Here is a 24078-nt window from a genome sequence, read left to right as displayed (position 1 = left end):
AATTGGAATTCTTGTTTTAATCAATCGATTGATTTGAACAAAGAATACGATTTGACCTAGGGATAAATCCTATTGGAGCTGAGCATCGGTCGGTTTTGTACGCAAATGTTACATACAGCATTTTGCAAAACTTCTTATCTTAGAGCTTTACAACCTAATTTTCTAGAACATAAATATAGACTATGTTGACAATCTTGTTATCCTCCATTTTACTTTCCAGCGGGCCTGTAGCCAAATCAGATACTTTAAAAGCTTACGGGGCTCTGCCAACCGAGCGTCAATTAAAGTGGCAAGAGATGGAAACGTATTGTTTGATTCATTATACGCCGACAACTTTCCAAAATAAGGAGTGGGGTTATGGTGATGCACAGCCCTCGTTGTTTAATCCTTCGGCTTTTGATGCAAATCAAATTGCTAAGGCAGCTGCAGCAGGAGGTTTCAGGGGCCTAATTAGTGTAGCGAAGCACCATGACGGATTTTGTTTGTGGCCAACCAAGACAACATCCTATAGTATCGCTTCTTCACCATGGGAAAATGGAAAAGGTGATATGGTTAAAGATTTTATGCAAGCGACCCATCGAAATGGGATGAAATTTGGTGTATATCTTTCTGCTTGGGATCGTCACGATGAACGTTATGGTACTCCGGCCTATGCTGAAGCCTACAGACAGCAGCTGACTGAATTGATGAGCAATTATGGCCCTTTGTTTACATCCTGGCATGACGGAGCAAATGGAGGTGATGGCTTTTATGGTGGCCATGAAGGGAAGCGTATTATTGATCGAACAACTTACTATGAGTGGCATGAAAAAACCTGGCCTATCGTGCGTAAATTACAGCCTGAAGCCGTTATTTTCTCAGATATCGGTCCCGATATGCGTTGGGTGGGTAATGAAAAAGGATTTGCTGCCGAAACATCATGGGCAACATTTACGCCGATTGGCTTAAATGGAAAAGTCGCTGTACCTGGAGCAACAGAATCACATAATGCCGAAACAGGCGACCGTAATGGTAAATATTGGATACCTGCTGAATGTGACGTGCCGCAACGTCCGGGATGGTTTTATCATGAAGAACAAGATAGTCGTGTAAAAACACCAAATCAGCTTTTTGAGATCTATTTAAAATCCGTTGGAAGAGGAGCATGCATGAATCTTGGCTTAGCACCGATGCCTTCTGGTACATTACATGAGAATGATGTGACGTCGCTGCAGGCTTTTGGAAAAAAAGTGAAGGAAACTTTCCGTACAAATCTGGCTAAGGGAGCAACCATCACGGCATCCAATGTCCGTAATGGTGATTCAAAATCCTATGGGACTTCATTTATTACCGATAATGATCGCTATAGCTATTGGGCAACAGACGATTCCAAAACATCGGCAACATTGGAAATAAAATTAAAATCCCCAGCGAAGTTCGATCTTATTCAGTTGAGAGAGAATATTAAGTTGGGACAACGTATCGATAGTGTTTCGATTGAACGTTGGGAAAATAACAGCTGGAAGCCTTTGGCCAAAGCAACAAGTATCGGCGCAAACCGACTCATCAAACTCGAGCAACCTCAAACTGCAAGTAAATTACGTCTTCATGTTTATGCTCCTGTAGCGATTACGCTCAGTGATTTTGGATTGTTCAAGGAGTATAACGAGCCCTTTGCATTTAATACCAAAGAGGTGAAAAAGCTGACCGGATTTAAGATTTCGACAGGTAGATCTAATAATAATGCTTATATATCTGACGGAAAACCAAGTACTTTTGCGACTGTTGCCGATCAAGGTGTAATCGTTGTCGCTACAGAAAAACCTGTTTCTGGTATCGGCTTCCTTCCTCGTCAGGATGGAAAGAACATAGGGACACCAACACATTATAAAATCTCAACCAGTACCGACGGGAAAACATGGACCCTTGTTAAAGAGGGCGAGTTTTCCAATATTAAGGCAAATCCAATTTTGCAACAGGTGTTTTTTGATACAAACAACGCAACCAAGTTTATCAAATTTGAACCAAAACAATTTATCGGCGGCAATGAATTAGCCATAGCGGAACTTGAATTGTATGGCAAATAAATTTTTAATGTTTATCGTGGTATGTATATGTCATACCACGTTGCTTTTTGCCCAACAAAATCCACTCGTACTTTGGTATAATAAGCCCGCTAAGGTTTGGGAAGAAACTCTGCCATTAGGAAACGGACTCATCGGCATGATGCCAGATGGAAATCCTAGTCAGGAAAAGATCGTGCTCAACGAGATCAGTATGTGGTCGGGCAGTCCAGAAGATCCCAATAATTATGAAGCCTACAAAAATGTTGAAGCTATTCAGGCACTGCTTAAAGCAGGTAAAAATGATGAAGCCGAAAAACTGGTCAATGAAACTTTTGTGACCAAAGGCAAGGGGTCCGGTTTTGGTAATGGTGCAAAGGTTCCCTATGGCTGTTATCAGCTATTCGGCGACCTTTTGCTGGATTATAAATTGCCCGCTGGAACGATCCAAGATTACAAGCGTTCCTTGGACTTAGCGACGGCCTCGGCACAAACTTCATTCAAGATCAACGGACAACAGGTCCAACGTCGTTATTATACTTCTTTTGACAATAATGTAGGTGTTATCCAATTGAGTCAACATAAAGATGAGGTACAGCAGTTAGGTATATCATTTCAGCGCCAGGAAAATATTGACCGTTATACCTTGTTGGACGATGGGATTCTGATCGAGGGGTCTTTGCCTGATGGAAAGGGAGGTAAAAATCTGAAATTCGTTGGATTAATTCAGGTTAAAGGTAAAAATCTGCAGATCAGCAAAAAGGATAAAACCTTAGAGCTGTCTGCAAAAGGCGGTCTCACGGTCTATTTCTCAGCAAGTACTTCCTATTATGGGAAGGATCCTTTACCTGTTGTCAAAGCGGCTGTTGCAGCAGCAAAAACTGCTGACGAACAGAAAATATATAAAAACCATCTTGCTGCCTATCAAAAAATCTTTAATCGGGTAAATCTTAATTTGTTTGGAAATACGGCGAATAACGCTATCCCTACTAATGAACGGATTGCCAATTTCTATAAAAATCCAGTTCAGGACCCTGATCTGGCCACGATTTATTATCAGTATGGAAGGTATTTGAATATTTCAAGTGCTGCTCCTAAAAATACAAATTCTCTGCCGCCAAATCTGCAGGGACTATGGGCTAATCAGATCAATACACCTTGGAATGGTGACTATCATCTCAATATCAATGCACAGATGAATCATTGGGGCGTGGAGGTCAATAACCTGAGCGAATATCATAAGCCTTTTATTGAAATGATAAAGCGGATTGCAAAAACTGGCGAGCAGACAGCAAAGGCTTACTATAACGCACCGGGTTGGGTGGTCTATATGATGACGAATATCTGGGGCTATTCCGCTCCGGGTGAGCAGGCTTCCTGGGGAGCCAGTACGGCATCGGGCTGGCTATGTAACCATCTCTGGGAACATTATCTGTTCACGGAGGATAAAGATTACCTCAAAGAGATTTATCCGATACTCAAAGGAGCGGCTGAGTTTTACGATCATACATTGGTTCAGGACCCTAAAACAGGATGGTGGGTCACTTCACCGTCGGTGTCGCCGGAAAATGCTTTCCGAATGGCCAATGGAAAAGTTGCTGCGGTTGTAATGGGACCTACTATTGATAACCAGATCGTACGGGAGTTATACCAGGCGGTGATCAAAGCTGATTCTATCCTTGCGACGAACGATAGTTTTGCCGGCGCCTTGAAAGCGAAGCTGAAGGATATCCCTCCGCCGGTAGTCGTTAGCCCATCGGGGCGCGTGATGGAATGGCTAGAGGACTATCAGGAAGTTGAACCTAAACATCGACATGTATCACATTTATATGGTCTGTATCCCGCGGCATTTATCTCGCCACAGACAACACCTGAATGGGCTGACGCAGCACGTAAGACTTTAGCTGTACGTGGCGATGAAGGAACCGGCTGGTCTAGAGCCTGGAAAATATTGTTTTGGGCGAGATTACAGGATGGTGATCATGCACTCGAAATTCTAAGGCAGTTGCTTAAACCCGCTTTTACCAATGAAACAACCTATCAGGGAGTCGGGGCAGGTACCTACCCTAATTTGTTCTGTGCGCATCCGCCTTTTCAGATAGACGGAAACTTCGGCGGCGCAGCCGGCATTGCCGAGATGTTGATACAGAGTCACAATGGTTATATCCATCTATTACCTGCTCTACCCAAAGCCTGGTCAAAGGGTGAAGTTAAGGGACTTAAAACCCGTGGAAACTATACCGTAGACATCAAATGGGAAAATGGAAAGGTTTCCGCCTTGCAGATTAAAGGTAAAAAAGGAAAGCTTCGTCTATTTGAAAACGGAAACTATAAAGATTATGAAGTTCGTTAAATATTTTTGCTTGATTTCTGTGCTGGCCTTGGGGACGACAGCCTGTACCCAAAAGTCCGAATCGGCGAAGACAGCCGCCTTGTTGAATAGCTTTAGCTATAAGATAACTGGAAAAACCACTGCCGCGGACGGGACTCAGGTGAGCCTCGTCGATCACGATAATAAACTGCAGCAATTTGTAAAAACGCCGGTTGCCAATGGGCAATTTGTTTTGGAAGGCGAACTAGCCATGGCCGGATTTTATGATATTCAGATAAAGGGTATGGAGGCCTATACATTATTTGTCGAAGGCGGGAGTGACTATGATTTGAGTGAAAATCAGGGCAAGTTTACCTTGACAACCTCTTCGCAGAATGCCAAGGATTTCATACAGTTCAATGCGAACTACAAACAGCGTGAGGAGGAGGAAAAAAATAGAACGGCAAATAAAAGCCAACGGGTAAGGCAGTTGGAGAGCCAGTTGCCTTCGATGGCTGCAAGAAATGATGGTTCCTATGAAAAAGCAGTGGATGAAATACAGCGCTTAAGCGGCAATGCCGCATTTAATCCACGCATACTATACGCCGATTTTATTCTCGATAGTACCCACCGTTCATCCTTAGTATTGCCTTATTTTTTTAAATACATCTCCTTGGATCAGACGAATTATAAAAAATTCGATGCCGCATTGCTGAGTTTTAATACGGATTTGCAGAAGCATCCTTATTTTAAATTTGCCCGAGAAAAGGTCGATAGGCTGAAAGACTTCTACGAAAATATGCCTGTATTTCCTGCTATTAGCCCGATGAATGTAGAACGGGATAGTTTGAATTTAAAGGATATTTCAAAGGCTAAAATGCTGATTGCCGCGTTTTGGAGAACTTCCAATACAAATAGCAAGGCCGATATGGAGATGTTACGGAAAAAAGAATCTCAATTGAACGCTATGGGGGTAAGGGTTATCTATTTTTCGCTGGATAAGGATCTGGATAAATGGATCAAATCAAGTAAGGAGCTGGCCCTAGGAAAGCAGAGCTACTTTTTGAATTATAATGACCAGGCAACGATGGAAAATGATTTTGGTATAGATCGTACGCCAAGTTATCTATGGATAAATCCGCAGACCTTCCAAATTTTATCCTTGAGTGGTGAGGATCCAGCAATGCCACAGTTTTTAGGGAAGGTAAAGGAATTTCTTGCTAAAAATTAACGATTATTGTCTTAAAAAATCTTACATTTGAATTAACTGTTTAATATTTGTTATTTCAATACATAATGAAAGTCGTTCAATTTACAGTTCCGGTTGTTTACCAAGGATCTATTTGTGTGCAGGAAGACATTCTGCCTTCATTCTATAGCAACTATCACCGACACAAGGAAATCCAGCTGACCTACATCCTGAAAGGGCGGGGAACCTTTATGATTGGCAACTTTACACATAGTTTTGAAGAGGACGAGATCTATATCGTTGATGCGGATGAACCGCATATGTTCAAAACGGGGGAAGATATAAGGGATGGCATTCATGCCATCCATATTTTTTTCGACTACGAACATTTTAAACCCTTTCTGGATTTTCCTGAATTCGATGATGTCAAGTATTTCCTGGAACACATCAACGTTAGTAAAAAATTGGATGCGGAGCACTCTGTCGCATTGAAAGAAAAATTTGTACAGATTAACGTGAGTGCGGGCATAGATCGTCTCCTCTCGTTTGTGAAGCTGATTAATTTTTTAAGTAAAAAAGTAGATCAATGGACTTCGCTGTATACAGGTATTCCACAAAAGAAGTTCTCAGATGCCGAAGGATTGCGAATCAATGAAATATTCCAATATACTTTCCAGCATTTTGGAGACAAGATTTCCTTGGAAGATATAGCAGCGGTAGCACACATGACACCACACGCATTTTGCAAGTATTTTAAGAAACATACCCGGAAAACCTATGTTACCTTCCTCAATGAAATCCGGATTGAACGCGCCTGTAAAATGTTGATTGACGAATCTTCGGAAAGTGTTTCTAATATCGCTTTTAAAACAGGGTTTAACAATGTTGTCAATTTCAATCGGGTGTTCAAGAAAATAACCAAACTTTCGCCGAGTGAATATGTACAGGAACATCGTATGCGCGACTAGGTTGTTTGGCGGATGTTACTATGCCGTTTAATGGAATAGTCTATGGAGATTTCCGAGCTATAGCTGGATCCTCATGCCGTTGATTTTTGGTAGGCTCCCCTCCGCGGAAATCGGAAGAATGGTTTTGTTGACAATATCGGAGAAAGACTCGTCAATAAAATTTAAAAATAGCAGGTGCTAAAATGGTATTTTTGAGTTCTAACGATAACCATTCCGATGAATAAAAATCTATTTATTGCACTCCTAGTTTTATGTATATCTGCGCTGCAGCTCCGGGCCCAATCTTCTCTTTTTAAGATTGATACATTGCAATACCAAGGGACGGATAAGCATATTGTCAATCTGGTCATTTTGGGGGACGGTTACACCAAATCGCAGCTGGATGACTACGCTGCCGATGCCAAGCAGTTTACCAACTATTTTTTCTCGATCGAACCCTTCAAGCAATACAGCAGTTTTTTTAATGTGTTTGCTATTCGTACGATCTCCGAGGAATCTGGTGCAGTGCACGACTGCAAAGCGGGTGACTGTGTACATGGTGAAACCGATCTGAGTAAATATCCCCCACGTTACAATAAGTTTACACGGGATCATGCTGTTCCGATCGCTCATCCGAACACGATTTTTGGAAGCAGCTTTGACAATGGTGGTTTACATCGTTTGGTTGTACCGCAGAAAAATGATCGTATTGAAGAGGTATTGAAAATGCATACCCCAAATTATACACAGGTCGTTGTGCTGGTCAATTCCCCATTTTATGGTGGTTCAGGAGGAAAATGGGCAACTTCTACTGTTAATTTTAAGAGCAATGACATCGCGGTGCACGAAATTGGACATTCCTTTGCCCAGCTTGCGGATGAGTATTGGGCTGGGAATCAATATGCTATTGAGTCTGCAAACCGCTCACAATCGGCAGATGCAAAGCAGGTCCCCTGGAAATACTGGCTTGGAAAAGACGGAGTTGGTATTTATTCTTATGGTGGTAAAGGTTCGCCCTCTAACTGGTTTAGACCACATGAATATTGTAAAATGCAATACCTGGTAGCTCCATTTTGTCCCGTTTGTCAAGAGCAATTTGTTGCTTCCATCAAGAAAAAGTCAAGTCCATTTATTCAGGTAAAACCTGCCCTCGATAAGCCGATTACCTTAGATAGCGTTCAGAAGTTTTCGCTACGTCTGGCAAAACCTTCCCCGAACACCTTTAAAATGTCCTGGTTGTTGAATGATCAAACAATTGCGACCGACATTGATTCGATTTACCTCGATCCGGGAATGCTAAGCGTTGGAGCGAATACGTTGAAGGTGATGATTCAGGATACGACAAATCTATTACGTAATCCATCCTATGTCAACCATCGAGACTCGGTTGTGTGGACATTTAATCAGGTAAAATTGCTTGAATTAGCGAAGCCATCGACCACATGGGGCGATACATTGGAAACCTGTTATGGTGGTGCTCAGGTGCTTACAGTGAAGCATCCTATTGCCGGACTTGAATATCGCTGGTATGATGCCGCCACAGGGTTTTGGGAAGAGACGGGCAGTAATATTTTTTTACAAAATATTGTGGAATCAAAAGTATACCTCGTCCGTGGTATTTGGGATGACCGGGTTTCCGAGAAAACAAAAGTTTACATCAATATATTGGACAAAATTGATAAGCCAAAGAATATTCATGTTAAAATAGACAAGAAGAAAAACACAGTGCAATTGACAGTAAAGGATAAAGTCGATGCGCGTTATAACTATATCTGGTTGAATGAAGAAGGTAATCCGATCTATGAATGGGACGAATTTAATGGCGAGTATGTACGTCCAACAGGGGTAAATAATGTGCTCACAATGAAGTTAACAACCTCTTCTGGAAAGATATACGTTCAAAAAATAGATAAAGAGACAACTTGCAAAAGCGAGAAAACGATTGTAATTTTTTAGTTACACTATTGGAGTGAAATGATTTATAAGTTAATTTTAATCTGCCGGTTAATTAACTTATAAATCATTTATATTTATGAAAAGAAAATCCAAGTCAACTTGGGGAATTCTTTCATGTGTATTCATCCTGGTTTTAGCCGCAATGCCTTCGTGCAAAAAGCATGCAAAACTTCCCGATGAAAACGATGAAACAATTCATGCGGTAAAATTCAAAGTCAAGGATTTTGAAGCGATTGTTACTCCTCTAAAAAAACAATCAACCACGGCAAAACGAGCTGCGTTAGGCGGAGCTGCTTCCGAAAACGAATTGCTGTACCACTGGACGTTTGATAATAGCAACACTGTTCCAGAAGTTGCACTCGATGCCGCTGTTTTGATCGATTACAACAATGCAAAGACAGACTATGATTTTTTGGGCGGTTGGCCTGCAACGGGAAAAGCCATAAGTTTTAAGGGCGGGAAAGAGATCCTAATTAAAATCCCTACCAAAGGTATTCAATCCTTAGGCAGCTGGACGTTTGATGGCAATAGTTCGAGTACAGGACCAAGAGCGCTCATGTTGAGCTATTCCCTGGATATGGGAAATAGTTTTTCAGTGCTCTCGGACACAATCAGGTATCCCCCGAATGTGCAACTTTCAGCTAAAATTCCAATAAGTACATCGTTGGCAAATATTTCGCTTGGCAGCAGCAAAGAGCTTTGGTTGAAAATCTCATTATTTGCCGGGAGCAGAGACGGTGGAGTGGGCTACAGTCCAACGACGGGTACCTTTAAGATGGATAACTTGATGATTTATGGGCAAGTAAAGCCGCAGGCTTTACCAAGCAAATTTTACTACCATGTGTTCGATGCAAAATCGAAGGCCATGATCAAATCGGGCGTACTTAATTCGCAGGAAACTTTCGATGTTGAATTGCCGAATGGAACCTATTACCTGAGTCTGATTGCTAAAAATTCAACATTGCCGCTGATTATGGCAGAGGCTGTGGATTTTGAACACTTTTATGCTACGAATGCTTTTTCTGAACAATCTGCGGAGTTGTTTGCAGGTCGGGATACCTTTGAGGTTAAGGGGGCGCTAGAGCGGGTACTGAAGTTAAACCGGATCTACAGTGAGGTCAAGTTGACCTTTACAGACAGCGAAGATCTGAGCGCAATTGATAGTATTCAGGTGGAGCAACTTCATCCTGTATTTCATTATTATCCTTTTATGACGCGAAGTAGTGATCAGTTCGATAAAAGTGTATTGACGGTTGTCCCACATTTTACGGTAGCTGATCAAAGTTTTTCGTTCAACCAATTTATGGGCTATTATCTCGATAACAAGGCTATTCGGTATCAGTTTCGAGTTTTCAAAGACGGCCAACTACTGCGTACATTTGAACTGGGAAGCGAAATCCGAAATAATGTTCAAATACAGTTTAAGGGCAAATTGCTGGAGACTGCCAATGGGAATTTGGGTTTTCAGATCGTGAAGAATGAACATTGGGACGATCATATTGTGATAGAATACTAGCACAGTTATTGTACTTAGCATCTAGCCGCCCTACATCTATTAAAACAAAAAGGTGTCCAGCAATGGACACCTTTTCTGTGATAGCGGATTGGCTATATCAATTTTTTTAGCAAGGTATTCCAACCAGCCAAGTCATTCAATATTTTTTCAAGATCGGCAATGGCAACACGTTCCTGTGCCATCGTATCACGGTGACGGATAGTTACGGTGTTGTCTTCCAATGAATCGTAATCGATTGTGATACAGATTGGTGTTCCGATTGCATCTTGACGACGGTAACGTTTTCCAATGGCATCTTTTTCGTCATATTGAACATTGTAATCCAATTTTAACGTATTTAGGATCTCACGTGCTTTTTCTGGTAAACCATCTTTTTTGGTCAATGGTAAAATTGCAGCTTTTACCGGTGCCAATGCTGGTGGAAATTTCAATACAACACGAGAATCTTGTTTTTCTGCTGTAGAAAGATCTTCTGTTACCAAAGAGTTACATAATACAGTTAAGAAAAGGCGATCCAATCCAATTGAAGTTTCAATTACATATGGAATGTAGTTTTGATTGATTTCAGGATCAAAATATTGCATTTTCTTTTTAGAAAATTCCTGATGTTGTTTCAAGTCAAAATCTGTACGCGAGTGGATACCTTCAACTTCTTTGAATCCGAATGGGAAGTTGAATTCAATATCAACTGCAGCATTTGCGTAATGCGCTAATTTATCGTGATCGTGGTAACGGTAGTTTGAAGGATCGAAGCCCAATGCCAAGTGCCATTTCAAGCGTGTCTCTTTCCATTTGTTATACCATTCCAATTCAGTACCCGGGCGGCAGAAAAATTGCATTTCCATTTGCTCGAATTCACGCATACGCATGATAAACTGACGTGCAATTACTTCGTTACGGAAAGCTTTACCAATTTGTGCAATACCAAAAGGAATTTTCATACGTCCTGTCTTTTGAACGTTCAGGAAGTTGACGAAAATACCTTGTGCAGTTTCAGGGCGAAGATAAACTTGATCTGCTCCATCTGCCATAGCACCCATCTGAGTTGCAAACATCAAATTAAATTGACGTACTTCAGTCCAATTTTTGGTACCTGAAACCGGACATACGATATTATGTTCTTCAATGATGGTTTTTAGTCCAGCTAAATCGTCTGCATTCAATGCGGTATTCAAAGCGTCTAATAATACAGCAGCTTCTGCTGTCTTGCCATCTGCCTCATAACGTGCAATCTTATCTTCGATCAATTGATCAGCACGGTAACGTTTTTTTGAATCCTTATTGTCGATCATCGGGTCGTTAAAGCCATCAACGTGACCAGAGGCTTTCCATGTCGTAGGGTGCATGAAAATTGCGGCATCAATACCAACAATGTTTTCGTGCAATTGCACCATGGATTTCCACCAATAAGTCTTTAGGTTGTTTTTTAATTCCGAACCTAATTGCCCGTAATCGTAGACGGCACTTAATCCGTCATATATTTCGCTCGATTGAAATACAAAACCGTATTCCTTCGCGTGTGATACTACACTTTTGAAAAAGTCGTCTGTCTGTTTGCTCATAAGTGGCAAATATAGATATTAGTTTTAGATTTTAGATATAAGATTCTTGATAAGAGGTATTCTTTAAATGCCTAAATCACGGATCTGCTGAGACGCATTTTTGTTATCTACTTTTTTGATGATATGCTCGATAATGCCATCTGCATCAATCACAAAAGTGGTACGTGCTGTGCCCATATACTTTTTGCCATACATGTTCTTTTCGACCCATACACCATAGGCCTCTACAAGGCTCTTGTCTTCATCTACAAGCAGCTGAAAAGGAAGCTCATGTTTGCTGATGAATTTTTGGTGCGATGCCTCGCCGTCCACACTTACGCCTATGATTTCAAAACCATCTTTTTTCAAAGACTGATAATTGTCTCTGAAATTGCAGGCCTCCGTGGTGCAGCCTGGTGTATTGTCTTTTGGATAAAAATATAAAATAACTTTTTTCCCTTTAAAATCTGAAAGATGGACTGTTTCACCATTTTGATTTTTTGCACTGAAATCCGGTGCTTTCTGTCCTATTTCTAGTGTTGCCATATTACATTGTATTTAGTCGATTAAGATACGATTAATCTCTTGAACCCCCTGATTTATTGCCAAAAATTAGGGGGCTACCTCATAAAAGAAGCTTCGTATGTCTTTAAATTTCCTTTATTGTCTTTCACTTCGAGTTTAAACTCATGTCGGCCACTGCTTAAGTCGGGTTCGAAGTCGTGCCAGATATGTCTCGTTTTAGGATCATATTTCATCAAGGCCCATTTTCCATCAATATAAGCGTCAAAAGTATCTATTCCAGAGAGATTGTCGCTGATTGTAAAGTCAATGGATTGCTGTCCACTCACATTCTTTCCGTCGGTCAGGTTACGTGTGACAATATTCGGTGCAATGGTGTCAACAGCAACATAAAAACCGCCAAACTCGCGAACATTGGCCACGACCCAACCGTTCTCATATTTACCTCCCTGTGCTCCGCCGTCGGAAGAAACAATCAAAGCTTTGTCATAAAGATTTTCAGACAAGCTGTAGTCTGGTTTGATCATGAGTTTGTAGTATCCGAATACCGGTGTATAAGCGTTGTGGATATAGTGCATTGCCGAGTAGCCTTTTGCAGGTTTTGCTCCCTGCGAATAGTTGAAGTAAAGGTCGTCATACAATATATTTTTGCTCATATAAACCCGAGCATTCTCCGCTTCATATTTATTCTCGTCAGCATAGTGGAACATTTTGAGGCCTGTTGCACCTGTACGGCTGATGGAAAGTGAAGGGTTGTTTTGCACCTTAAAATTCAATTCGCTCATATTCCCTTGAACATCCTTGACAACATATTTGACATCATGGACCTCATTATCTTTCAATTCGATTTTTCCCAGGTTGTCCAGATGTTTATAGATGTTGATCGGATTGTTTGGATCTTTAAAACTTTTTTGAACGCGTACACCGGACTTTTTTAAGTAAGGGTAGTCGACGTAAGACTGGATCGCACGTGTCTGGTCAAAAGGGATCAATTCAAACAGCACCGTACTGATGTTTTTGTTGTCCAAAAAAAGTTCGATCGAGTAGACACCATAGGTAAATGAGATACCACTGCGTTTATCAACCGTGTTAATGCCTAGCCCAAAGGTGCCATTCACAGAGATGGGGGCGTTTGTTGCTAAACTATAATTGCCGCTACCAACGGATTTGATCGTTTGATGTCTGCGGGGCGTATTTTCATCAAACAGTTCGGAGCCTAAATCATAGACCGTCATGCCGCGGATGATCGGTTTTACACCATCCGGAAAGAGTAGTCCGAACAATTGTGGATTGAGTGGTAGCTGCGCTTTTGTATCACGGATTTCAAAATGAAGATGCGGACCTGCAGACCCGCCTGTATTGCCCGAATTTGCAATAAACTCGCCTTTTTTCACCGGGACCTGATTTGGTTTGAGGAATACATCTACATCAAAACGTTTCTGCTTGTACTGCTCATCTTTGATGATTTTAGCAAGATCCGAATTGAAACTTTCTAGGTGCATGTATACCGAGGTGTAACCATTTGGGTGATCAATATAAACATAATTACCACCACCACCTATCTGTACCCTGACGCGGGATACAAAACCTTCCGCCGCTGCATGCACAGGAATATTGATGCGTTGTTGTGTCCGATAATCGTCCCCGCCATGGAAATGCGTTGCGCGCAATTCGCCGAACGATCCTGAAGCCTGCGGCGCAATGTCCATGGGCCGTACAAAATAATTTTGTGGATAATTGCGGCTTTTGATAATATCTTGTCCCTGGCTCAAACCTGTCATACAAGTGAGGATGGCCAGTAATGCTATTCTTTTTTTTGTCATAAGATGTCCCAACTTATTTAATTCTACAGCTAAACATCTTCTGTTCGCCGATGAAACCTTCCAATAAATCGCCGATGGCAACGGAACCGACACCAACAGGCGTACCTGTGTAAATGAGATCCCCTTTGCGGAGGGTAATAAATTTGGAGGTATACACAATCAGATCCTCGTAGGAGAAAATCATGTCCTTGGTATTTCCCTGCTGAACTGTTTGCCCATTTTGCTGCAGGGAGAAATCAATCGAGTTCACATCTGCAAGCTCTTCTTTAGGAATCAAGTTGCTGATCACTGCAGAATGGTCAAATGCTTTTGCCAATTCCCAGGGAAGGCTTTTTGCTTTTAGTTCTTGCTGTACATCCCTTGCGGTGAAGTCAATCCCCAGACCGACTGCATCGAAGTATGTTGATGCAAATTTTGGTGTCACATGTTTTCCTTCTTTACAGACCCGGAGTACAACTTCGGTTTCGAACTGAATATTTTTGGAGAATTCCGGGTAATAGAAATCTTTGTTATCCTTTAATACCGCAGTATCAGGTTTTAAAAATATAATGGGATTCTCGGGGACTGGATTATTGAGCTCTTTCGCGTGGTCGATGTAATTGCGACCGATTGCAATTATTTTCATTATATAAATTTTTAAGGCAATGAAGCTTTCAGATTTCTTGCGAACTCATGAGCTCGGTTTTCATCGCGTGTACGTTTGAGGCGGTATTAGAAAGTACTATATGCTATTTGTGAACTACCTACACTTGGCCGGAATGCGCTATGCTAACGAACGTAATGGCTATCTTCTAAAAGCTTGTCGTGCATTCATACTCGGTATACATTAGTTTTCGTTTACCACAACAAACTTAATAAATGTCCAAAGCTTATCCAAAAATGAAGGAAAACAACTGCTTTTATACATACTATCAAAGTAACTATTTACATAGGTTTTAGTTAGGTTTTGTTTAGGTTTTATTTAGGTATAGTATAGGTTATAGCTAAATAAAACCTATGCTATACCTAATCTAATACTAGTTTATACCTAACTTAATTCAAACATTAATATAGATCGATTGTTAAGAGGTCATTGTTAAGATGATAATTAAACAAAAAACTTAAAATATGGCTATAGTAGAAGATGGACCCAATGGTGGTTTTCGAGGTAAAGTTGGTTCGATATATGGATACAATCGTATGGGGCAATGGATTATTCGGGGAGCAAGGAGAAAAAGCAGTAAACCTCCGACTGAAGCTCAGCGATTACATCGTCAAAAAATGAAAGCTATCGGAAAATTTTGTTCGGAGAACAAAGCAGTTTTTGATTTTGGCTATGGGCTAAAAAAAGAAAATGGATCTAAATATGGTGCATTTCAGCTCGCGCAAAAACATGTTTTTAATGATGTACTGGCTTTTGATGCCGATCATAATCCTGTTGTGAATTTTGAAAATTTGAATGTGTTTGTGGGGGATCTAATACCGCCCGCGGGTACTAAGGTAAGTGTGAATGAAGGTCGTATATTTTTGGAATGGATACCAAACCCGGTGTATGATGATGAAATTTATAAGTTAAATCTAGCATGCGTTAGCTTAAAAGATTTCTGCTCGTTAAAATTAGCAGTTGCATCTGCTAGGGATGGCCAATGTTTTGTGGACGTACCGGTTGAATTAAACCAAAAAGCTGATTATCATGTCTACATCGGTTTTTGGGATACCTATCATGGTGCATTCTCAAATTCTACCTATTGTGGTGTCATTTAATAGGATTTTTCTACCTACTTGTGTATCTTTAACACTATGAATAAAATACAGGCGGTATTGTTCGATCTGGACGGTACGTTAATTGATTCGGAATATTTCTATTTCAAAAACTGGGCACCTATATTAAAACAGGAATTTAACCTTCAGATCAACTATGAAGATTGGATTCGCGATTTTGCTGGACATACTTTAGCACATAATGTCAAGCGTCTTACCGAGGACTATGGCTACGACGTGACGGAAGAACATATGTGGAAGCGTACTCGTGCGGCTTATGCCGATTCTAATATGAGCGATATAGAATTGATGCCTGGAGCGCGAGAAATTTTAGCTTTTTTGAAAGCAGAAGATATCCGTATTGGGCTTGTGACCTCGAGTTATAGAAGCACAGTCGATACTGTTTTGGGAAAGCATGAGCTTTTGGATTATTTTGAGTTTTTTGTCACGCGTGAGTGTGTGGAGTTGCCAAAACCCAATCCGGAACCCTATCGTTTGGCATTAACAAATCTGGGTCTACCAGCTGACCGCTGTGTGGCTATCGAGGATACATCGACCGGAAGTACATCGGCGTTGGGAGCAGGGACGCAGTTGATTGCAGTTACGAAACAGGAGGTAGAACGTGCTAGACTAACAGCTGTTGATAACATTGTGGAAAACTTATCTGAGGCAAAAGACCTGTTGGCGCAATGGATTTGAGGGTTGTAAAATAATTTAATCGTTTTAGCATTTGTATTTTTATTCGGATATATGTAATATTACCGAATTGTAAAGGGAACTCTGATTATGAACCGTAGAACCGCAATAAAGCAATTTTTCATTATAGCTGGCGGACTGACAATTTTGTCGTCCTGTCTGAATGATGGAGGTGCATCAATTGTATTAAATAAGCTGAAGATTTCGGCGGAAGATGAGCAATTTTTGGGCGATCTGGCTAACATCCTGATTCCGAAATCGGATACACCGGGAGGAAAGGATCTGAACTTACATCTTTTCGTTATTAAAATGGTGGATGACTGTGAGTCGCCAGAAAATCAGGCTAAATTTGTCGCTGGTTTCAACAAATTGAGAAAACAGTTGAATTTAAAAAATAGCAAAGAGACTGAGACCACTTTGGCGGGGTTAAAAGACCAAACCGACGAGAGGGCTTTTTTTGAGACCTTCAAATCGCGTGCAATTCAGGGGTATATGAACTCAGAATACGTGATGAAGAATAAGGTGATCTATAAACTTATTCCGGGTCCGTACAATGGTGCGGTAAAAGTTAAGGCATAAATAGCAGATGGCAAATCTAAATATTGACAGTGAAAAAAATAGAACCTACGATGCGATCGTGATCGGTTCGGGAATTAGTGGCGGTTGGTCCGCAAAAGAGTTGTGCGAGAAGGGCTTGAAAACATTGGTTTTGGAACGTGGACGTGATGTACAACATATCAAGGATTACCCAACCACCAATATGATGCCTTGGGAGTTTGAACATCGGAATGAAATGCCTTTCAAAGTAAAAGAAGAAAATCCGATTGTCAGCAAATGTTACGCATTCCATGAAGATGCGGCCCATTTTTTTGTAAAAGACAAGGAACACCCTTATATTCAAGAGAAACCTTTTGATTGGATCAGAGGCTATCAAGTTGGTGGCAAGTCGTTATTATGGGCGAGACAGACGCAACGTTGGTCTGACTTTGATTTCGAAGGTCCAGCGAGAGATGGTTTTGCCGTAGATTGGCCGATACGTTATGCTGATTTAGCACCTTGGTACGCTTATGTCGAAAAATTTGCCGGTATTGCCGGTAATCACGATGGACTTCCTGAATTGCCAGACGGCGAGTTTTTGCCAGGGTACCCATTAAATATTGTCGAGAAGTATTTTAAAGAAAGCGTCCAAAAGAAATTTCCGGAACGCAAAGTTATTTCAGCACGTTGTGCACACTTATCTAAACCAAATCAGATTCACATCGAACAAGGACGTGTACAGTGTCAGAATCGCGTACTTTGTCAGCGAGGATGTCCTTTTGGTGGATATTTCAGTTCCAATGCAACGACAATCCCTTGGGCCGCCAAGACCGGGAATATGACCTTACGCCCATTTTCGGTTGTTCATTCGATTCTCTATGATGAACAAAAAGGAAAAGCAGTCGGTGTACGTGTTATAGATACCAATACAAAAGAGGAAATTGATTTTTATGCCAAATTGATTTTTGTCAATGCGGCTGCAATCAATACTAATTTGATCTTATTGAATTCTAAATCGAACCGTTTTCCAAATGGTTTGGGTAATGATAGTGGTGTGCTCGGAAAATATGTTGCCTTTCACAACTATAGTGCACGCATTTATGCAGAGTATGAAGGGATGTTGGATTTTACGGCCGAAGGGCGGAATCCCGCAGGTGGAGGGTATATTCCACGTTTCAGAAACTTGCACAAACAGGAAACAGACTTTTTAAGGGGCTATGCCGCCGGTTTCGGAGCTTCACGTAGTAAAGAGTCAGATCGTTCAGGTTTAGGGCTAGATCTGAAGAACAATTTGTTGAATCCTAAATTAGGTGTTTGGCAGGTTGGATCTCACATGATGGGTGAAACAATACCAAAAGAATCAGGAATGGTTTCATTGGATAGCAGTAAGAAAGATGACTGGGGTATTCCTTTGTTAAAAATTGCTGTCGATTATGATGAGAATGATGAAAAAATGAAAAAAGATTACATTGCTGTCATGACGGAGATGTTTACGGATGCTGGCTTCACAAACATTCGCCCGGATACACACTGGCAGGCTCCAGGTTTGGATATCCATGAAATGGGCGGAGCACGTATGGGGCACGATCCGAAAACTTCGGTACTGAATAAATGGAATCAGATGCATGCTGTGAAAAACGTTTTTGTCACAGATGGTGCAAGTATGACCTCAACATCAACACAAAATCCTTCATTGACCTATATGGCATTTTCGGCACGATCTGTCGATTATGCGATCAGCGAGATGAAGAAAGGAAATATTTAGTTTATTGGGGAAAGGTTTTGAAAATAAATCTTTCCCCAGTAAAATTAAAGTGCTATCTTTCCAACTTAATAGCACGTTAAAACCAAGAAATAATAACCAAAAGGGAAAACAATAACGAATAAACAATTAAAGAACCAATAAGTAATAAAAAAGACAATTAAAGAACCAAAATAGGGAAACCAAAAAATTTTACAACAAAAGCAAAAGCGATTTAGCTTAATTTATTACAGATGCTATGCGGCAATAATCCCATAGACATTTTGAAACCTTATGTTTTCTGTTAAATGAAAGCAAGGGGAGTATCATATGCAATTTTAAGAAAGCAGATCGATTTTAAAACCATCAATTAAGGGAAACTAAATTAAACTAGACGTTCTAAGCATCTTTTTGCTAAAACGTTTTTATAAACCAAATCACTATTAATATGAGCAAAGTTGACGTAAAATCACTTGCGCAGCTTGGGAAAAAATCAAAGTTATTTTTCTCATTGGCTGTCATTGCTGGTACTTTCCAACAAGTCAATGCCGCAGTCGGAACTTCTGCCAATTACGATGGCAAATCCTTCGTAAAAGAAGTAAACCATGCGCAGCAACAAGTTAAAGGAAAAGTATTGGATGCTACTGGAAAACCAATTTCAGGAGTTAACATCGCCGTTAAAGGTACTTCAAAGGGCACACAATCTGATGCCTTGGGTAATTTTACATTGGATGCTAAATCGGGGGATGTATTGGTCGTCTCTTCCATTGGTTACAAAGCCAAAGAAGTTACTGTTTCCGGTGCAACTGTTTCTGTACAATTGGACGATGATCAAAGCCAATTGGACGAGGTTGTCGTTGTTGGTTACGGTACAATGCGTAAATCTGATGTGACAGGTTCTATCGCCATGGTCAAAGGGGCAGACATGATCAAAGATCAGAGTTTTAGCCCTTTAGATGCCTTGAGGGGAAAAGCTTCTGGGGTGAATATCTTTTCTAATTCCAGTCAACCTGGAGCATATGGAAATAGAGTCGTTATCCGTGGTGTGGCTACGATCAACTCGTCTTCCAATCCTCTTTACGTTGTCGACGGAGTCGTGATGGAAGATTTCAATTTGTTGAATCCGAATGATATCGAAAATATTGAGGTCTTAAAAGATGCTTCTTCTGCAGCTATTTATGGTGCACGTGGTGCAAATGGCGTTATCTTGGTAACAACAAAACGTGGAAATAAAGACGGATCTAGAACAATTAGTTATCAAGGATCAGCTGGAGTGAGCTCTGCTCAACGCTACATGGATGTGCTGAATGCACAGGAATGGGTGGATGCCTTTATGATCGGATTGGAGAATGAAAACAAATACCAAGGAAAATCTTGGTCTTTGGATAAAAAGACCTGGTTTAATGATGCAAACTATTTTGATGGAAATGGTAATCCACTGTATGATACGGATTGGCAGAAAGAGGCAACACGTACAGCTATCTCACATAATCATCAACTAAATGTACAACAAGGTGATGAAAAATCTTCTGTTGGTGCATTTTTGAATTATACCGACCAACAAGGGATCATGAATAATACCTGGAACAAGCGGATAAATGCAAAAATGGCTTATGATGCAAAACCTACATCCTGGTTATCTACAGCAATTAATTTAACCGTTAATCACACTTGGGGACGTTATACTCCAGAAGATGGTGGTGGACAGGAAGCTCGTCGTACCATGATTGAGATGATTCCTTGGTATCCAGTTTATGATAAGGACGGTCTCTATACGAATTCGTCGTCATCGACTGTAGCAGAACAATTGGGTTTTGAAGGTATGTCCAATCCCGTCGCCATTCTAGATTTGCAAAAACGAATGCGCTACAATACACAAATTTTTGGAAATGCGGCATTAACATTTCATCTAGCTGATGGTTTGGATTTGAAAACACAACTAGGGATTGACCACCATAGAAAAGATTATAAGGGATATTCTTCAAAGCTGTTAAATAATATTTCTAGGCCGAATGGCTGGGCAGAACGTACCCATACAAATACATTGTATTGGCAGGAAGAAACTTATCTAACCTATAATAAGCAATTCGATAAACATCGGATCAATGCAATGGCAGGTCTCTCTTGGCAAAAGAAAACGTATGATTACGATAAAATGAGATCAGAGGGATTTCCGGATGATTTTTACGAGTATAATAACATGGGATTGGGCATCACTCCTTCTGGACTCGAGTCTAATGTCAATGAATGGGCGATGAATTCATATTTCTTAAGAGCTGCTTACTCGTATGATAATCGCTATTCAGCAACGGTAACCAGCCGTTATGATGGTTCATCTAAATTTGGTAAGAACAATAAATATGCATTTTTCCCTTCACTAGGTTTGGCATGGAATGTGTCCAATGAGGAATTTTTACAAGGCAACGAAACAATCAGTAATTTGAAATTACATACAAGTTACGGTTTGACAGGTAACTCCGAAATCGACCCCTATAAGTCGTTGTCAATCGTCGACGCTGGAACAATCTTGCTGAATAATGCTAGGGCTCCATATTCATTTGTGAACACGATTTCGAACCCGGATTTAAAATGGGAAAAAACGGCCCAGTTTGATTTTGGGGTGGAACTGGGATTACTAAAAAATCGATTAAACTTTGATATTTCTTATTATCGTCGGAAAACGACAGATCTTTTGTTGGAGGCGCCTCTACCAAGGGCAACCGGCTTTAATTCGGTTTATAAGAATATAGGATCTGTTCAGAATCAAGGTTTAGACATGATGATTACAGGTACAATTGTGACCAATGAGAATTTTGAGTGGAAGGCATCGTTGAACGGAAACTATAACAAAAATAAAGTCTTGAAATTAGGCGAGAACAACGCTGATATCTTACAAAATGATTGGGTCGGCGGGGCCAATAGCATTATTCGTGTCGGTGAAAACCTAAATAGTTTCTATGGCTATAGAAGATTAGGCGTATATACACAGGCGGATGTTGACGCAGGAAATGCAGAAATAAAAGATATAGGACGTGCAAAACGTTCAAAAGAAAAGGAAATCATAGGAAAAGGACTACCTGATTGGACAGGTAGTTTTATTAACAACCTCCGTTACAAGAACTTCGATTTCACCCTAGATCTGCAATTTGTCAAAGGAGTGGATGTCATGCAACAATTTTTCCATTCTACTTATGATCGTTTTGGAATTACCAATGGTCTGAAGGAAATTTTGACAGATGCATACAATGGTTCCAATCCGAATACCATGCAGCAGGCCATCTATCTGACCAATGGTGGGCATGCGGGACAGGATACCAATGTGGATGATGCTTGGGTTGCGGACGGATCCTATCTTCGTGTAAACTTGATGCAATTGGGATATACATTCAAAGCTGATGCGTTGAAGCGAATAGGATTATCCAGGTTACGTGTTTATGCGAATGCAAATAATCCATTTTTGTTCACATCAAAAGATTTTAAAGGTTATGATCCAGAAAGTACCTCACAAGGGGAGAGTAAATTTGGACAAAATATGACCTTTTTCTCTTATCCTAGAGCGAAGACTTTCTCTTTAGGTGTTAATGTTACATTTTAATTCATAGAATTTAAAAAGATGAAGACTAAATTAATCATGTTGTTATTAGCCGGAATGGCATTGACAACATCCTGTAATAAATTTTTGGAAGAAAATCCGGGCTCAAACTTATCGTTAATAAGTTATTATCAGAATGAAGGACAGGCCGAAGCAACTGTAAATTCACTTTATCGTCGCGGGGCGCCAATACGTTATTCTTCTACCGGTTCTTACCTTGGATCTACAGCCTCGATCAATACTATTTTGACTGGATATTTTACAAATAGCTACGAAGGACAAGAACGTGTTAGTTTATTCGCCCGTGAATTGACGCGACAACAAAATACAAATATCATCTCGCCAACGATGAATACGATCTGGGATGAAGGTTTTAAAGCGATTAATATTGCCAATGCAGGTATAAAGTACATTCCAGAAATAAGTATGCCAAATGAGGCAAAGAAAAATACGTTGTTGGCAGAGGCAAAATTCTTTAGAGCTTATAACTACTTTTATCTTGTCAAAACATTCGGTGCACTCCCGTTGTATACGCTCCCTAACGAAAACTTGACTGATCCACTTTACATAGAGCGTACAGATGCTGCGAAAATATATGAGTTGATCGAGCAAGATTTAAAGAGTGCGGTTGAAGTATTGCCTGCAAAAAAATTCGCAGAGAATGGGCATCGCATTACTAAATATGCAGCAGCAATGCTCTTAGCTGATGTTTATTTGCAAGAGGGAAAATACGCAGATGCGGCAACAGCAGCTAAAATTGTGGTGAATTCTCCGCATAAGATGACTGAAAATATTGATCTTGAGCAGAGTAGTGCATATAACTTACTGCGTAAGACTGATGACTTAGATGAGGTTATATATGCACAGGAGTTTGATGAAACTATTAATAATAGTGGTGCGCGAACAGCGACTGCTTTTAGTTCTTCGGCAGTTTCTGTATTTACTACTTATTCGATATTTGAGCGTGTTTTTGGCCCTACTAAGCAGTTTTTGAATGTTTATGATAAAAAAGATTTGAGGATTAAACCAAATCAGTTCTACCATTGGTCATATACAAATCCGATTAACGGTAAAACATGGACATCTACAGATGCAGGAATATGGTATTATGTGGATGAACAGGCATTGCTGACAACAGGGAGGGGTACAAAAGACTGGAATTTTTACCGCTATCCTGAGGCATTATTGACTGCCGCTGAGAGTATTGCTAAATCAACGGGTGTAAGTGCGGAAGCAGCGGGTTATTTAGCGAAGGTCAAAGCTCGTGCTAATACAGAAGGAAAATCAGTTTCTGCTTATACGGCCGAATTGCAAACATTATCAGCAGAAAATTTTGTGAAAGAATGCTGGAAAGAGCGTCTCCGCGAGTTCCCATTGGAATTTAAAATGTGGGACGATATTGTTAGAACTAAAATGTTCCCTGTTATTTCTACAACAGAAGCTGGAAAAGTAGATTTTGTTCCATTGATTGGTGCAAAGAATGGCTCTGGAGCAACATTTAAAGAATCCGACTTATTATGGCCTATTTCTCCTGATGAGATACAGCGTAATAATAAACTGACTCAGAATCCAGGATACCAATAGACATAACTAATATAAGATAAAGGGTATTCAATCTACCCTTTATCTTATCAATGTATAAAAATAGGGCTTGTGAATATTCATGAGTTCTTTTTTATGGGATATAAGTTGCTTTTTAACTGAATTTCATAAAAACAATAATTCTAAATTATTTTTGATTTAAAATTAAAAATACCTATCTTAACGATCGAATCATACACTTGAACTAAATAATAAACCAAAGAAGGAAATCCAACGTATATTTCTAAAAAAGCTTCCATTTTTTTTACTTTCTTAGCAAAACCGATTTTGCTGATATAGGATGGCGATTTTGAATCACGTGCCGATACTCAATTAATATTTAA

At 40.3% G+C, this 24078-nt stretch carries 16 protein-coding genes; 12 read left to right on the top strand and 4 right to left on the bottom strand.

Annotated elements, in window-relative coordinates; genetic code table 11:
- Window positions 1-182 precede the first annotated feature (182 nt).
- The 6 genes from GVK91_RS05400 to GVK91_RS05375 all read left to right on the top strand — a co-directional run bounded on the left by GVK91_RS05400 (window position 183) and on the right by GVK91_RS05375 (window position 9961).
- Complete coding sequence (locus GVK91_RS05400) at window positions 183-2066, top strand: alpha-L-fucosidase (protein WP_159727385.1); 1884 nt, start codon at window positions 183-185, stop codon at window positions 2064-2066.
- The gene (locus tag GVK91_RS05395) at window positions 2056-4395 is read left to right on the top strand and encodes a glycoside hydrolase N-terminal domain-containing protein (protein WP_153844300.1); all 2340 of its coding nucleotides are present in this window, start codon (window positions 2056-2058) and stop codon (window positions 4393-4395) included. The genes GVK91_RS05400 and GVK91_RS05395 overlap by 11 nt, the downstream gene beginning before the upstream one ends.
- A complete protein-coding gene (locus GVK91_RS05390; RefSeq protein WP_159727383.1) occupies window positions 4382-5584 on the top strand; it encodes a DUF4369 domain-containing protein in 1203 nt (400 codons plus the stop codon). The genes GVK91_RS05395 and GVK91_RS05390 overlap by 14 nt, the downstream gene beginning before the upstream one ends.
- Before the next feature lie 65 nt (window positions 5585-5649).
- A complete protein-coding gene (locus tag GVK91_RS05385; RefSeq protein ID WP_070570223.1) occupies window positions 5650-6510 on the top strand; it encodes an AraC family transcriptional regulator in 861 nt (286 codons plus the stop codon).
- Between the two features lie 216 nt (window positions 6511-6726).
- The gene (locus tag GVK91_RS05380) at window positions 6727-8445 is read left to right on the top strand and encodes a M64 family metallopeptidase (protein WP_159727381.1); all 1719 of its coding nucleotides are present in this window, start codon (window positions 6727-6729) and stop codon (window positions 8443-8445) included.
- A 76-nt stretch (window positions 8446-8521) separates the two neighbouring features.
- Window positions 8522-9961, top strand: a complete 1440-nt coding sequence (locus tag GVK91_RS05375; RefSeq protein ID WP_159727379.1) for a hypothetical protein — start codon at window positions 8522-8524, stop codon at window positions 9959-9961.
- 92 nt (window positions 9962-10053) lie between these two features.
- Here the strand turns inward: GVK91_RS05375 and GVK91_RS05370 are convergent, their stop codons facing one another.
- The 4 genes from GVK91_RS05370 to GVK91_RS05355 form a co-directional block, all read right to left on the bottom strand.
- Window positions 10054-11523, bottom strand: coding sequence for a glycine--tRNA ligase (locus tag GVK91_RS05370; RefSeq protein ID WP_153844295.1), 1470 nt, complete (start codon window positions 11521-11523; stop codon window positions 10054-10056).
- A 63-nt stretch (window positions 11524-11586) separates the two neighbouring features.
- Window positions 11587-12048, bottom strand: a complete 462-nt coding sequence (gene bcp / locus GVK91_RS05365) for a thioredoxin-dependent thiol peroxidase (protein ID WP_153844294.1) — start codon at window positions 12046-12048, stop codon at window positions 11587-11589.
- Window positions 12049-12122: 74 nt separating this feature from the next.
- The gene (locus GVK91_RS05360) at window positions 12123-13847 is read right to left on the bottom strand and encodes a M23 family metallopeptidase (RefSeq protein WP_235032765.1); all 1725 of its coding nucleotides are present in this window, start codon (window positions 13845-13847) and stop codon (window positions 12123-12125) included.
- A gap of 13 nt (window positions 13848-13860) precedes the next feature.
- Window positions 13861-14472, bottom strand: a complete 612-nt coding sequence (locus tag GVK91_RS05355) for a fumarylacetoacetate hydrolase family protein (protein WP_153844293.1) — start codon at window positions 14470-14472, stop codon at window positions 13861-13863.
- A gap of 482 nt (window positions 14473-14954) precedes the next feature.
- On the opposite strand from GVK91_RS05355, the gene GVK91_RS05350 reads away from it, so the two are divergent.
- The 6 genes from GVK91_RS05350 (at window position 14955) to GVK91_RS05325 (ending at window position 23737) form a co-directional block, all read left to right on the top strand.
- The gene (locus GVK91_RS05350; RefSeq protein WP_159727377.1) at window positions 14955-15590 is read left to right on the top strand and encodes a DUF6266 family protein; all 636 of its coding nucleotides are present in this window, start codon (window positions 14955-14957) and stop codon (window positions 15588-15590) included.
- 36 nt (window positions 15591-15626) lie between these two features.
- Entirely contained in the window at window positions 15627-16286 is a 660-nt protein-coding gene (locus tag GVK91_RS05345) for an HAD family phosphatase (RefSeq protein WP_153844291.1), read from the top strand.
- Window positions 16287-16373: 87 nt separating this feature from the next.
- Window positions 16374-16862, top strand: a complete 489-nt coding sequence (locus tag GVK91_RS05340; protein ID WP_153844290.1) for a gluconate 2-dehydrogenase subunit 3 family protein — start codon at window positions 16374-16376, stop codon at window positions 16860-16862.
- 7 nt (window positions 16863-16869) lie between these two features.
- The gene (locus GVK91_RS05335; RefSeq protein WP_088163121.1) at window positions 16870-18585 is read left to right on the top strand and encodes a GMC oxidoreductase; all 1716 of its coding nucleotides are present in this window, start codon (window positions 16870-16872) and stop codon (window positions 18583-18585) included.
- A gap of 424 nt (window positions 18586-19009) precedes the next feature.
- Window positions 19010-22156 (top strand): TonB-dependent receptor, encoded by a 3147-nt coding sequence (locus GVK91_RS05330; protein WP_159727375.1) that lies wholly within the window; start codon window positions 19010-19012, stop codon window positions 22154-22156.
- Between the two features lie 18 nt (window positions 22157-22174).
- Window positions 22175-23737 (top strand): RagB/SusD family nutrient uptake outer membrane protein, encoded by a 1563-nt coding sequence (locus tag GVK91_RS05325; RefSeq protein WP_153844288.1) that lies wholly within the window; start codon window positions 22175-22177, stop codon window positions 23735-23737.
- Window positions 23738-24078: the final 341 nt, after the last annotated feature.

The organism is Sphingobacterium sp. 18053 (genome assembly GCF_902706145.1).
In the GTDB taxonomy this organism is placed as follows: Bacteria; Bacteroidota; Bacteroidia; order Sphingobacteriales; family Sphingobacteriaceae; genus Sphingobacterium; species Sphingobacterium paramultivorum.
This window is presented reverse-complemented; position numbering and strand designations above follow the sequence as displayed.